The organism is Clostridium homopropionicum DSM 5847 (genome assembly GCF_001263795.1).
Lineage (GTDB): Bacteria > Bacillota > Clostridia > Clostridiales > Clostridiaceae > Clostridium_H > Clostridium_H homopropionicum.
The window spans coordinates 63,989-77,369 of sequence record NZ_LHUR01000022.1 but is presented as its reverse complement, the minus strand read 5'-3'; the positions used below and the strand labels follow the sequence as shown (position 1 = coordinate 77,369).

The window sequence follows — 13,381 nt, the reverse complement described above, 5'->3', positions numbered from 1 at the left end:
TGAGGAATATGCCTCTAGTAAGGTTGGCCTTTAAAATTTTAATAATAGTAATAATATATTTTATTATTTTTTGGTCACTAAAGATAATGTATAGAGATATAAAGGGTGGAAATAAAAAGAAGAAGCATGGAAAGAGATTAGGATTAGAAATAATGAAGCTTGGAGAAGATAATTCTATATTGAAGCTAGGTTCGGTTATACCTATTCATTCAAAGCTTACTATAGGTAGAAACGATGATAACCAATTGGTTCTTAAGGATCCTTATGTTTCTGGACATCATGCTGTGATTTTTCTTAAAAATAATGATTATGTAATAGAGGATTTAAAGAGTACAAATGGTACTTTGCTAAACAATGCTAAGCTAGAAAAGCAGAGTTATTTAAATATTGATGACGAGATTGCCATCGGGGAATATGTTTTCAAGATAATAGGGTAAAAAAGTGGGGAAATAAAATTATGAATAGTAAAGATTACGAAAAAAAACTATTGATTTATACCTATATATTTTGTATTGTGTGCTTTGGTAATTTGAGCCTTTTGGCTTGGCCAAAGGGATCAATAGATACTACTGCGGCAATAATGGGATTAATAGTATGCGGCTTGATAGCTTATGGGCATTTCATTATTAGAAAATTCTTTCCAGACGGAGATAAATACATTCAAATATTTGCATGTATTCTAACTGTAATAGGTATAGTAATGCTGTACAGGATAAATTCTACAAGTGCACTTAAGCAAGTAATTTGGTTTACTATAGGAATTGTAAGCTTTATATTAATAGTAGTGATATTGCCTGATCTTAAAAGGTTTTCTAGATATAAGTATTTTTACTTAATATGTACTATTATTCTAATGGCTTTAGGTACTTTATTAGGTCAGGAAAAACATGGATCTAAAAATTGGATTTACATTGGGGGCTTTGGATTTCAGCCTTCTGAATTTGGAAAGCTGTTTTTAGTTGCATATTTAGCTTCCGCTTTAAAAAAGTATGAGCATTATAAGGATTTAATTGAGCCAGCCATAGTTGTAATGGTATCTCTAGGGTTTATGGTACTTCAAAAGGACTTAGGCTCAGCTCTTATTTTTTTTGGAATTTCAGTAACTATGCTTTATATAGCAACTTCAAAACTAAAATATGTAATAACCTGCTTTGGATTGTTTGCAGCAGGTTCTTTTGTCAGTTTTCAATTATTCAACCACTTGAGAGTGAGAGTTGCTATATGGAAGGATGTTTGGGCTTATGCCAATAATGAAGGTTATCAAGTTGTTCAATCTATGATAGCCATTGCTTCAGGAGGGCTTTTTGGCACTGGTCTTGGGCAAGGACATCCGGAATTAGTACCAGTTAATTCTACAGATTTTATCTTTGCTTCCATAAGTGAAGAAATGGGTGGACTTATGGGATTTGCAATAATTATAATGTACTTTTTATTATTTTACAGGTGTATGAGAGCGGCAGTTTATGCAGAAGATAGATTTTCAGCTCTTATTGCAGTTGGTTATAGTTCAATGATTGCAACTCAAGTGCTAGTTATTGTTGGAGGAGTTATAAATTTAATACCATTAACAGGAATTACACTACCTCTAATTAGCTATGGGGGAAGTTCTATGGTTACTACCTTCTTTGCCTTAGGAGTATTACAAAAAATTTCTGAGGAGGTAATTAGACGTGAATGATATATCTCAGAATATTAAAAAAGTATTAGTGGTTTTTTTGATTTGCTTTATGGGTGTTATGTCCTATATAGCTTATTTTCAAGTTTTGAAGGCAGATAAAATAGTTGAAAGTCCATATAATAAAAGACTTCAAGCAAAAAGAAATGCAATACTTAGAGGAACAATTTATGACAGAAATATGAAAGCATTGACTAAAAGTAAAAAAATAAGCACCCTCAATCAAGAAAGAAGTTACGTAGCTGGAGAAGTATTTGCCCATGCCTTAGGATACATAAATCCAAAGTACGGTATGACAGGAATAGAGAAGCAGTATGATTCTATATTGATAGGATCAGATACAATGGATATAGGTAAGTTCCTGAATTCTATAACAGAAAAAGAAGAGAAGGTTGGTTATAACTTAAGAACTTCATTGGATTATAATATTCAAATGAAAGCTTTTGAAATATTAGGCAATAATAAAGGATCAGTAGTTGTACTAAATCCACAAAGTGGTGAGATATTGGCAATGGTCTCAAAGCCTTCCTTTGATCCTAATAATTTAGAGAAAAATTGGAAGAACATTAACAATGACAAAGATATTCCTCTATATAATAGAGCAATTCTAGGGCTGTATCCACCAGGTTCTACTTTTAAAATAGTAACTGCTGTAAGTGCCTTAGAAAATATTAAAGGGGTTACTACACGAATCTTTGATGATGAAGGAGTGCTTGTATTTAATCAAAAGGAAGCTCTTAAAAATTTCAATGGCACAGTTTATGGAAATATTGATCTTAAAAAGGCTTTTTATAAATCTAGTAATGTGGTTTTTGGGACCTTAGGAATGGAACTTGGAAATGAAGCTTTAAAGGGAACAGCTGAAAAATTTTACTTTAACAAAGAGTTAGAAAGTACTGATTTTACTTCAAAAGTTAGCAGATTTCCTACTTTGAATAAAAATGAAAAAGGTAATATGGCTCAGTGCGGTATAGGTCAAGGAGAGGTTTTAGCTTCACCTTTAGAAATGGCTATGGTAGCTGCAGCTATTGCAAATGATGGTCATATGATGAAGCCTTATTTAGTAAAAGATGTGTTAAATGAAAAGGGAGATAGTATAAAAAAGATTAAAACACAAGAACTTAGCCAAGTTACATCCTCCGAAAATGCAAAATTAATAAAAGAATACATGGCTTTAACAGTAAGCGAAGGTACAGGTGGAAATGCAGCTTTAGATTCTGTTTCTGTTTGTGGAAAGACTGGAACTGCGGATACAGGAAGGGCTAGTGAAGCTCCTCATTCTTGGTTTGTTGGTTTTGCCCCAAAGGAAAATCCTCAAATAGCCATTGCAGTTATTGTTGAAAACGGAGGGGTAGGAGGAGGAACAGCAGCAGAAATATCAAGAGAAGTAATAAGAGAAGCTTTGAAGAAATAAATATAGACAAAAATCCGCATAATATTACTAGAACATATGTTTCTTTTAATGTAATAATGCTATAATAAAGTCAAGAAATGCTTGAATCTTGGCTTTTTTATATTATTATTATTAAAGGAGAAATTATGAAAGGAAAAACTCACGTTGGTATCGGGACAGTAACGTTTATGTCTATATACGATAAAATTCCAGGTGGTTTTAGTTATATCGGATTAATTGTAGTCATTATTGGTTCATTGCTACCTGATATAGATCACCCCAAAAGTATTATTAATAGATACATACTACCATTTAAAAATAAATTTGCTAAAGTTGCTGTATATATATGTATTGCTGTTGTTGTTTTATACTTTGATTACTTTTATACAAACGAGCCGGCCCTGAAGGCTTTAGGTTTATGTCTAATATGTATTGCTATTTCTTCACATAGAAATGGATTAACTCACAGTTTAGCTGGACTTGGATTATTTACTCTTGTTTGCGGTTACTTAGATAAAAAATATAATATCCCTGGTATTGAGTATTATTTTATGATTGGCTATGGGACACATTTGTTATGTGATATGATAACAAGAAGGGGAGTTCCACTATTTTATCCGTTAATAAATAAGAAATACAGACTTCCATGGACATATAATGCTAACTCTAAATGGGGAAGTGCTTTTGAAGATTTGCTTATTATATTAGGAATTATTTATATAATATATAGATTTCCGGGAATCTTTTAAGAATTTTACGACGTAAAATTCTTAGTAACCAGTAGCCAATTCCCAGTAACCAGTTTTTATTAACTCTACTGGAAACTAGCCACTGGTCACTGGTTACTTAAGAAAAATGCATCGCATTTTTCTTATATTTTAAAATACTATTAAAGAGGTGCTAGTGTAGCATGTTTGATTTAGAGTATCAGCTAAAAATGCTCCCTGAAAAGCCAGGGGTTTATTTGATGAAAAACTCCCTTGGGGAGATTATTTATGTGGGAAAAGCAAAAATTCTTAAGAATAGAGTTAAACAATATTTTCAGAATTCAAAAAATCATGGAAGTAAGGTTAAAGCCATGGTTAAGAATATAGAAGAATTTGAATATATAATTACAGATTCAGAAATGGAAGCTCTTATTTTAGAATGTAATTTGATTAAAAAATATAGACCTAGGTATAATATTTTATTAAAGGATGATAAACATTACCCATTTATTAAGATTACAATTAATGAAGACTTCCCGAGAGTTTTTGTAACTAGAATAAGGGCTAAGGATGGATCAAAGTATTTTGGACCTTATCCAGAGGTATCACCGGTTTATGAAACTATTGAGCTTATAAAGAAGGTTTTCCCAATTAGAACTTGCAGATTATCTATTAAGGAAAATGGGGAACCTTTAAAGGCGTGTTTAAATTATCATATAAATTTATGTGCTGCTCCTTGTGCAGGATATATAAGTAAAGAAAAATATGGAGAAACCATTAAACAGGTAATTGATTTGCTTTCAGGGAAAGAAAGTGAAATAATTAGTGAGCTAAAGGAAAAAATGAATGACGCAGCTGAAAACTTAGAATTTGAGAAGGCTGCAACTTTCAGAGATAAATTAATTGCTATTGATAAGATTAGAGAAAGGCAAAAGATAATTTCCAGTAACTTTGAAAATGAGGATTTTATAAATGTGTATAGTGATGAAGAGGATTGGTGCGCGCAAATATTCTTTGTACGAAGTGGTAAGGTTATAGGGAGAGAGCACTTTATTTTAGACAACAACATTTTCACAGACAAAGCAGAAGTAATTTCTAACTTTATTAAAGACTTTTACGGGGGAACTGCATTTATTCCAAAGAACATATATGTAGCTGAAGCCTCTGACATTGAACTTCTAGAGGAATGGCTTACTTCAAAAAAGGGAGCAAGAGTTTCTATTAAAGTTCCACAAAAGGGTGAAAAGAAAAGGCTATTAGAGCTGGTAGAAAGTAATGCAAAGAATACACTTGAACAGTTCAAGCTTAAGATAAAAACCGATAAAGAACTGCAAGAAAATATTTTAAATGAATTAGCCAATTTATTACAACTTCAGGAACAGCCTTATAGAATAGAAGCGTACGATATTTCAAATATACAGGGGGTAGACTCTGTAGGTACAATGATAGTTTTTGAAAAAGGCAAACCTAAAAATAGTGATTACAGGAGATTCAAAATTAAGTCTGTTAAGGGTGCAAATGATTATGATAGCATGAGAGAAATTCTAACTAGAAGATTTGAACATGGATTACAAGAGATAAAAGAAATACAGAGTAGAGAACTTTTATTGACAGGAGCAAAGTTTAGTGTATTTCCTGACTTAATCTTAATGGACGGAGGAAAGGGACAGGTAAATGTAGCGTTAGAGGTACTACAAAACTTGAATATAAACATACCTGTTTGTGGAATGGTGAAAGATGATAAACACAAAACAAGGGCTTTAGTGTATAATAATAAAGAGATAGAAATAAAAACTAATAGTAGAATAATGAACTTAATTACTAGAATTCAGGATGAAGTTCACAGATTTGCTATAACTTATCATAGAAGTCTAAGGGATAAGAGAATTCTTCATTCAGTATTAGAGGATATACCTGACGTAGGTATTAAGAGAAGAAAAGAGCTTCTAAAAAAGTTTGGAAGCATAGAAAATATAAGAAAAGCATCTTATGAAGAACTTATAGCAACTGAATCTATAAATGAAAAGGCAGCAAAGAGTATTATTGACTTCTTTCATAAAGAGAAATAGAAAGGGTGGTTTATGTGAAATATGTTATTGATGTTCATACTCACACTATTGTAAGCGGCCATGCATATACAACCTTATTAGAAAATGCAAAATATGCATCAGAGATAGGAATAAAGGTTCTAGGTACTACTGAACATGGGCCTAAAATGCCTGATGCACCTCACGTATGGCATTTTGGAAATTATTCAGTATTGCCAAGAAAAATATATGGTGTTACAATGCTTCATGGGTGCGAAGCAAACATAGTAGATTATAATGGAAATATTGATATACCTAATATGATTGCAGAAAAGCTTGATATAATGATAGCTAGTCTTCATGAACCATGTATTGAACCAGGAACAATAGATGAAAATACACAGGCTTTATTAAAAGTAATGGATAATTCCAATGTGCATATTTTAGGACATATAGGTAATCCTCTATATCCAATACATGAAGAAGTAGTAGTAAGAAAAGCTAAAGAAAAGAATGTATTGATTGAAATTAACAATAGTTCTTTTAAGACTTCAAGAAAAGGAAGCGAACCTAATTGTATAAGAATAGCAGGTTTGTGCATGAAGTATGGAACTAAAGTAATATTAGGAACTGATTCACATGTATGTTTTACTATCGGCAATTTTGATAAAGCAGCCTCAATAGTAGAGAATATAGGAATGCCAGAAGAATTAATAATGAATACGAATGAAAATAAGATAATAGAATATTTAAAGGGTAAGGGCAAATTAAAGGATTTAGAGTCTATTTAGAGCATATTAAGGTCTTTATAAGTACATATTTAATAATTATCAAGGAGAAGCAAATGGCTCAGTATGTTGAATTAAATAACAAATTTAAAGAAGTTTTAGGGGAACAAAATTTAGAGGTAAATGTGTCTATGAAGGAGCATACTTCCTTTAAGGTAGGTGGTCCTGCAGATATTTTTGTTACGCCAAGAAGTTATGAAGAAGTTAGAGAAATTATAAGAATTTCAAAAGAAAATAATGTTCCTTACTTTATTTTTGGCAATGGTTCTAATCTCATTGTTAAAGATGGTGGAATTAGAGGCGTAGTAATAAACATGAATAAGTTAAATAAAGTGTCTGTGGAAGAGGATAGAGTAATTGCTCAAAGTGGGGCACTATTGTCAGCAGCAGCAGTAGCAGCTCTTGAAGGAAGCTTAAAGGGAATGGAGTTTGCTCATGGTATACCTGGAAGTGTAGGTGGAGCCATTACAATGAATGCAGGTGCTTATAATGGTGAAATATCTCAAGTAATAGAAAGTGCATTAGTCATAGATGACAAGGGTAAGATTGTTAGAATAGATAAAGAAGCTTTAGAGCTAAGCTACAGGATGAGTGCCATTTTAAAATATGGGTATGTAGTTTTAGAAGCAACCTTTAAGCTTGAAAAGGGAGACTATGATACCATAAAAAATAGAATGGATGATCTAATGAGGAGAAGAAGGGAAAAACAGCCTTTGGAATATCCTTCAGCAGGAAGCACCTTTAAAAGACCAGAAGGTTTATTTGCTGCTAAATTAATTGAAGATAGTGGACTCAAGGGAACAAAAATTGGAGGAGCAGAGGTATCTGAAAAACATTCAGGCTTTATTATTAACAAAAAAAATGCTACAGCAAAGGAAATACTGGATTTAATTGCTTTTGTTCAGCAGGTCGTAAAAGAAAAATACCAAGTAGAATTAAGCACTGAAGTAAGAATTGTTGGAGAAGATGATTATAATAAAGCAAATTAATAAAATAGTTTTTGTATATGAGTAAAAGGGACTAATATTAGGTAAAACTAAATTAGTCCTTTTATTTAATATATTAGATTAAGAAAATATAGAGTTAAGTTTCAAGAGATTTTATATAGAAAACGTGTTATAATAAAAAAATAAGACTGTACCAATGATAGGAGGGATAATTATGAGATTTGTTATTGTTACAGGGTTATCTGGAGCTGGTAAAAGTCAGGCAATTAGAAGTTTAGAGGATTTAGGATATTTTTGCGTAGATAATTTACCACCAACCTTAATGGGGAAATTTGCTGAAGCTTGCTACCAAACTGATGGTAAGATAGATAAAATAGCTTTAGTTATAGATATAAGAGGCGGGGAGTTTTTTGATGCTTTATTTGAAAATTTGAAATATTTAAGTGATCATAATTATAAATATGAAATATTGTTTTTAGATGCTAACGATAATGTATTAGTTAAAAGATATAAAGAGTCTAGAAGGAAGCACCCACTTGCTCCTGAAGGAAGAATCTTGCAGGGGATAGAATTGGAAAGAAAAATACTAGATGAAGTAAAATATAGTGCGACAAACATTATTGATACTTCTGAACTAACACCAATGCAGCTTCGAGAGAAAATAAGCCAAATCTACGGGGAGGATAGTCATTTAGAAAATAAGCTCATTATAAATATCTTGTCCTTTGGATTTAAGTATGGAATTCCTGTAGATGCAGACTTAGTATTTGACGTTAGATTTTTGCCAAATCCTTTTTATATACCTGAGCTTAAAGAGTTTTCAGGTAACGACAAGGCAATAAAGGACTATGTGTTGAGCTTTAAAGAGACAAAGGAATTTTTAAATAAGCTATTAGATATGCTTGAATTTTTAATTCCTAACTATGTTAAGGAAGGGAAAAGGCAGCTTATTGTTGCAATTGGATGTACTGGAGGAAGACACCGTTCAGTTACTATTGCCAATGATATATATGAGAGACTTAATGGAAATGGTCACAAAGTAAATATAGAGCATAGAGATGTAAGTGAAGATATAAAAAAAGGCGGCGTTAAGCTATGAAAATCCTCCAGTGGCTGAAACCAGGAATTAAGCTAAAGAGATGGGTTGCATTGGGTTCCATGGGAATTTTATTTATAGTGTTTGCAGCAGTAGAATTTTTTAATAAAAATAATATAAATAAATTTTATATGTTTTTTTATTTATTTTTAATTGTTGCAGGAATTTTCACCTTATACATTTCCATAACACAAGGATTAAAATCAACAATAGCTTTAATGAATAAAGGATACTTAAATATGTCTATTGATTCATCTAAGCTAGAAAATCTTATATATGAAAAAAGATTACTTGTAAAGGGACCTAAAGTAGTAGCAATTGGTGGAGGGACGGGACTTTCTACTATGCTCCGAGGAATTAAATATTATACTTCAAATATAACAGCAATTGTTACGGTTGGAGATGATGGCGGTGGTTCAGGAACCTTAAGAGAGGAGCTGGGGATGCTTCCGCCAGGGGATATTAGAAACTGCATATTAGCTTTAGCAGATACAGAACCACTAATGGAGGAACTTTTACAATACAGATTTAAAGAAGGAAATCTAAAAAATCAAAGCTTTGGGAATTTATTTTTAGCTGCCATGAATGGAGTATCTGAAAATTTTGAAGAGGCAGTGAAGAAGATGAGTTCAGTATTAGCAGTTGTAGGCAGAGTACTCCCTGTTACCACTGATGACATGATCCTAAAAGCAGAACTGGAAAATGGAAATATTATTGAAGGAGAATCCAATATTCCTATAGAAGCAATAAAGCAAAAGAGTAAAATAAAAAGTATTTTTATTGAACCTGAAGAGGCAGCTGCTTTAAAGGAAGCTGTTGAAGCTATAAAAGAAGCTGATGCAGTAATACTAGGACCAGGAAGCCTATATACTAGCGTTATTCCCAACTTATTAGTTAAGGAAATTAGTAAAACTCTTAAGGAGAGTAAAGCCATAAAAATTTACGTATGTAATATAATGACCCAAGAGGGGGAAACAGAGGATTTTGAAGTTGCAGATCATATTAAGGCAATTTTTAAACATGCTGGCAGTGGAGTAGTTGATTATGTAGCTACCAATACGCAAGAAATAAATAAAGCTATTAAAGATAGATATTTAGAAAAAAACGCAAAGCCAGTTTTAATAAATGAAAAAAATATTATTGATTTGGATGTAAAGGTAGTAGAAGGAGATTTTGTTACTGTAAAAAATGGACTAGTGAGACATGATCCAGATAAATTGGCTAGATTCTTGATGGAAATTATTATGGATAAAAAACTATTATTCGATAGAAAAAAAATAATAGAATATTTTTATTTATCTAGAAGACTTAAGGAAAATAAGAAGGTAAGGAGTAGGGAGTAATGTCATTTTCTTCAAAGGTGAAAAATGAAGTATGCAGGCAAGTAAATTTATCTCGAGAGCAAGCTCTTGCTATGTTATCTGGAATAATGAAGGTAAGTGGTACCTTAGGATTTAGTGGAGATATGAAGATGAATTTTAGAATTTCTACAGAAAATCCTGCAATAGCTAGGCTTACCTTTAGGCTTTTAAAAGAACATTTTAATATTCATACAAAAATATTTGTTAAGAAAAGCAATTCTCTTAAAAAGAATAATATTTACTCGGTAATTATTGATAATGAAATGGGTGTTAGAGAATTACTTAAGGAAGTTGGCGTGCTCACTGAGGAAGAAGGAATGATAGCATTAGACTACAGCATTCCAGAAAAGATAATTAAAGATGACGAATGTAAAAGAGTATTTATTAGAGGAGTTTTTCTAGGGGGGGGAAGTATAAGTAATCCAGAAAAAACTTATCATCTTGAATTTGTGACACATCATGAACAATATGCTGAGGAGCTGTGTCATGTAATAAACAGCTATGGGCTGAATTCTAAGGTAATTCAAAGAAAGGGCAGCTATGTAATTTACTTGAAAGAAGGAGAACAAATAGTTGATTTATTAAATGTAATAGGAGCTCATGAATCTCTCCTTGAACTTGAAAATGTTCGAATAATGAAGGAAATGAGAAACAATGTAAATAGACTAGTAAATTGCGAAACAGCAAATTTAAGCAAAACAGTAAATGCAGCAGTTAGGCAAATTGAAAGTATTAAGTTAATTGAAAAAGAAATAGGGTTAAAGCGTCTTCCTAAAAATCTAAGGGATGTAGCAGAACTCAGGTTAATTTATCCAAATGAATCCTTAAAAGAGCTTGGTGAAATGATAGATCCACCTGTTGGTAAATCAGGAGTTAATCACAGATTAAGAAAAATTGAAAAAATAGCAGAAGAGCTTAGGAAAGAAGGAAAGTAGGTATAATAATGTCAAAGCATCAAGATATAATTAAATATATATCTTCCCTACAGGTTGGAACTAAAATTTCTGTCAGGGGTATAGCTAGTGATTTAGGCGTTAGTGAGGGTACTGCTTATAGAGCGATAAAGGACGCTGAAGTTTTAAACATAGTATCTACTATACCTAGAGTTGGAACTGTGAGAATTGAAAAGGTAGCAAAGAAAAGTATAGAATCACTAAGCTACGCTGAAGTAGTAAATATTGTTGAAGGAACTTTGCTTGCTGGAAAAGCTGGAATTCATAAAAGACTTAATAAATTTATTATTGGAGCAATGCAGGAAAAAGAAGCTCAAAAATACATGTCACCAGGATGTTTAACTATTGTAGGTAATAGGGAAGATATTCAGGAACTTTCCTTAGAAAATCAATGTGCTGTACTTATTACCGGTGGGCTATCCTGTGGTGATAAAATAAAAAAGCTTGCAGATGCTAAAAAGCTTCCTATAATTTCTTCAACCTACGATACTTTTACTGTTGCTACAATGATAAGTAAAGCAATATCAGAAAGCTTAATAAAAAAAGATATAATATTAGTGGAAGATATTATGAATCAAAATCCAGAATATTTAAGAGCTGTAGATAACGTTTTGGATTTAAGAAAGAAAATAGAGAAGACTGGACATGAAAGGTATCCAGTTTTAGATGAGGAAGATAATGTAGTAGGTATAGTAACCATTAAGGATATTCCTCAAGATAATAAAGAGAACGTAACAATAAATAAAATAATGAGTAAGGAACCAATAACAGTAACTAAAAAAACTACAGTCGCCTACGCAGCTCATGTAATGGGCTGGGAGGGAATAGAAATTTGCCCAGTAGTAGATGGGAAGAAGCTTATAGGAATAGTAGGAAGAGAAGAAGTAATAAAAGCTCTTCAATATATAACTAGGCAACCTCAAGTAGGTGAGACTGTAGAGGACTTAATTTTAAAGAATTTCCAATATGAAGTTCATGAAAATATTATGAAGTTTTCAGGGAAAATAATACCTGAAATGCTTGATCAATTAGGTACTGCCTCTTGGAGTTCCATGAATATGTTATTGTCAACCGCAGGAATATTGGGTCTAAGGTATAGAAATAATATTAATATTTCTGTAGATAGTATAATTACCTATTTTATGAAACCAGTACAAATGGATAGTATAATTGAGATTCATGCTGAGATTATAGATATTGGCAGAAGCTTCTGTAAGGTTGAAGTAAATATGTATAAGAAAAAAGATTTAATAGCAAAGACTATGCTTTCAGCAAAAATTTTAAGGTAAGTTTTCTTAAAATTAAATTCATTGATTTTTAAAAATAGTAGTATTATAATTCTTATTGAATTAATTGGGTTGTTTAATAAAAGAATGAGGGGGCATAATTGTGGAAAGTACAAAAAAGGTTCTAATTCCTGCTGGATATTGTTCTAGTTTGGATTTAAGAAGGACAGAAATAGCAATAAAAAAACTTAAGGATTATTTTGAAAGGGAGCTAGCTTATAAATTAAATTTAACAAGAGTCTCTGCACCTTTATTTGTAAAGAGATCAACTGGGCTAAATGATAATTTAAATGGGGTAGAAAGACCAGTAGCCTTTGATGCTTTAGATGTTAGAGGAGATGAAATTCAGGTTGTACACTCTTTAGCTAAATGGAAGAGAATGGCCTTGTATAGATACGGATTTAATCCCGGTGAAGGTCTATACACAGATATGAATGCCATTAGAAGAGATGAAACTCTTGATAATTTACATTCTATGTATGTTGACCAATGGGATTGGGAAAAAGTAATAAGAAAAGAAGATAGAAATATTGAAACAATAAAGTCAGTTGTAGAAGATATATATGAGGTTTTTAAAGGAACAGAGGAATTTGTAAATTCTAAATATCCAGAAATAGATAAAATTCTTCCGAAAAAAATTACTTTTATAACTACACAGGAACTTGAAGATATGTATCCTGAATTAACTCAAAAGGAAAGAGAGAACGCTATCACTAAAGAAAAGGGTGCAGTATTTCTAATGAAAATAGGAGATACTTTAGCTTCTGGAGAAAAGCATGATGGAAGAGCTCCTGACTATGACGATTGGAGTTTAAATGGTGACATTATATTCTGGTATCCAGTTTTAAATTGTGCTTTAGAATTATCTTCTATGGGAATTAGAGTAGATAAAGATGCTCTTTTATATCAGTTAGAAAAAGAAGGGTGCATGGAGAGGGCAAATTTAGAATTTCATAGAATGCTAATTGAAGAAAAACTTCCATTTACAATCGGTGGAGGAATAGGACAATCTAGAATATGCATGTTTTTCCTAAGAAAAGCTCATATTGGAGAAGTGCAATCTTCCATATGGTCAGAAGAGATAATTAAAGAATGCGAAAATAACGGAATAAATTTATTATAAAACCTATTGACAATGTGGGTTATGT

At 31.9% G+C, this 13,381-nt stretch carries 12 protein-coding genes; all 12 read left to right on the top strand.

Annotation, left to right across the window (positions count from 1 at the left end):
* The first annotated feature begins 8 nt into the window (after positions 1-8).
* The 12 genes from CLHOM_RS08400 (at position 9) to asnA (ending at position 13,356) form a co-directional block, all read left to right on the top strand.
* Positions 9-437, top strand: coding sequence for an FHA domain-containing protein (locus CLHOM_RS08400; RefSeq protein WP_052221254.1), 429 nt, complete (start codon positions 9-11; stop codon positions 435-437).
* A gap of 20 nt (positions 438-457) precedes the next feature.
* Entirely contained in the window at positions 458-1,678 is a 1,221-nt protein-coding gene (locus CLHOM_RS08395) for an FtsW/RodA/SpoVE family cell cycle protein (RefSeq protein WP_052221253.1), read from the top strand.
* On the top strand, positions 1,671-3,089 hold the full coding sequence (locus CLHOM_RS08390) for a peptidoglycan D,D-transpeptidase FtsI family protein (RefSeq protein ID WP_052221252.1): 1,419 nt from the start codon (positions 1,671-1,673) through the stop codon (positions 3,087-3,089). Before CLHOM_RS08395 ends, CLHOM_RS08390 begins: the two co-directional genes overlap by 8 nt.
* 125 nt (positions 3,090-3,214) lie before the next feature.
* Positions 3,215-3,817 carry a metal-dependent hydrolase gene (locus tag CLHOM_RS08385; RefSeq protein ID WP_052221251.1) on the top strand — a complete coding sequence of 201 codons (603 nt, stop codon included), beginning with the start codon at positions 3,215-3,217 and terminating at the stop codon, positions 3,815-3,817.
* A gap of 161 nt (positions 3,818-3,978) precedes the next feature.
* Positions 3,979-5,844, top strand: coding sequence for an excinuclease ABC subunit UvrC (uvrC, locus tag CLHOM_RS08380; protein WP_052221250.1), 1,866 nt, complete (start codon positions 3,979-3,981; stop codon positions 5,842-5,844).
* A 14-nt stretch (positions 5,845-5,858) separates the two neighbouring features.
* The gene (locus tag CLHOM_RS08375; protein WP_052221249.1) at positions 5,859-6,593 is read left to right on the top strand and encodes a phosphatase; all 735 of its coding nucleotides are present in this window, start codon (positions 5,859-5,861) and stop codon (positions 6,591-6,593) included.
* A gap of 53 nt (positions 6,594-6,646) precedes the next feature.
* Positions 6,647-7,579: a UDP-N-acetylmuramate dehydrogenase gene (gene murB / locus CLHOM_RS08370; RefSeq protein ID WP_052221248.1), complete on the top strand. Its 933-nt coding sequence runs from the start codon at positions 6,647-6,649 to the stop codon at positions 7,577-7,579.
* 172 nt (positions 7,580-7,751) lie between these two features.
* Positions 7,752-8,636, top strand: a complete 885-nt coding sequence (gene rapZ / locus CLHOM_RS08365; protein WP_052221247.1) for an RNase adapter RapZ — start codon at positions 7,752-7,754, stop codon at positions 8,634-8,636.
* The gene (locus CLHOM_RS08360) at positions 8,633-9,976 is read left to right on the top strand and encodes a gluconeogenesis factor YvcK family protein (protein WP_052221246.1); all 1,344 of its coding nucleotides are present in this window, start codon (positions 8,633-8,635) and stop codon (positions 9,974-9,976) included. The genes rapZ and CLHOM_RS08360 overlap by 4 nt, the downstream gene beginning before the upstream one ends.
* A complete protein-coding gene (gene whiA / locus CLHOM_RS08355; protein WP_052221245.1) occupies positions 9,976-10,929 on the top strand; it encodes a DNA-binding protein WhiA in 954 nt (317 codons plus the stop codon). Before CLHOM_RS08360 ends, whiA begins: the two co-directional genes overlap by 1 nt.
* 8 nt (positions 10,930-10,937) lie before the next feature.
* Complete coding sequence (locus tag CLHOM_RS08350; protein ID WP_052221244.1) at positions 10,938-12,236, top strand: DRTGG domain-containing protein; 1,299 nt, start codon at positions 10,938-10,940, stop codon at positions 12,234-12,236.
* Positions 12,237-12,333: 97 nt separating this feature from the next.
* Complete coding sequence (gene asnA, locus CLHOM_RS08345) at positions 12,334-13,356, top strand: aspartate--ammonia ligase (RefSeq protein ID WP_052221243.1); 1,023 nt, start codon at positions 12,334-12,336, stop codon at positions 13,354-13,356.
* Positions 13,357-13,381: the final 25 nt, after the last annotated feature.

Bases quoted from the DNA above. Each gene is read 5' to 3' on its own strand.
- CLHOM_RS08400 (WP_052221254.1), top strand. From the start codon at position 9: ATGCCTCTAGTAAGGTTGGCCTTTAAAATTTTAATAATAGTAATAATA.
- CLHOM_RS08395 (WP_052221253.1), top strand. From the start codon at position 458: ATGAATAGTAAAGATTACGAAAAAAAACTATTGATTTATACCTATATA.
- CLHOM_RS08385 (WP_052221251.1), top strand. From the start codon at position 3,215: ATGAAAGGAAAAACTCACGTTGGTATCGGGACAGTAACGTTTATGTCT.
- uvrC (WP_052221250.1), top strand. From the start codon at position 3,979: ATGTTTGATTTAGAGTATCAGCTAAAAATGCTCCCTGAAAAGCCAGGG.
- murB (WP_052221248.1), top strand. From the start codon at position 6,647: ATGGCTCAGTATGTTGAATTAAATAACAAATTTAAAGAAGTTTTAGGG.
- rapZ (WP_052221247.1), top strand. From the start codon at position 7,752: ATGAGATTTGTTATTGTTACAGGGTTATCTGGAGCTGGTAAAAGTCAG.
- CLHOM_RS08360 (WP_052221246.1), top strand. From the start codon at position 8,633: ATGAAAATCCTCCAGTGGCTGAAACCAGGAATTAAGCTAAAGAGATGG.
- whiA (WP_052221245.1), top strand. From the start codon at position 9,976: ATGTCATTTTCTTCAAAGGTGAAAAATGAAGTATGCAGGCAAGTAAAT.
- CLHOM_RS08350 (WP_052221244.1), top strand. From the start codon at position 10,938: ATGTCAAAGCATCAAGATATAATTAAATATATATCTTCCCTACAGGTT.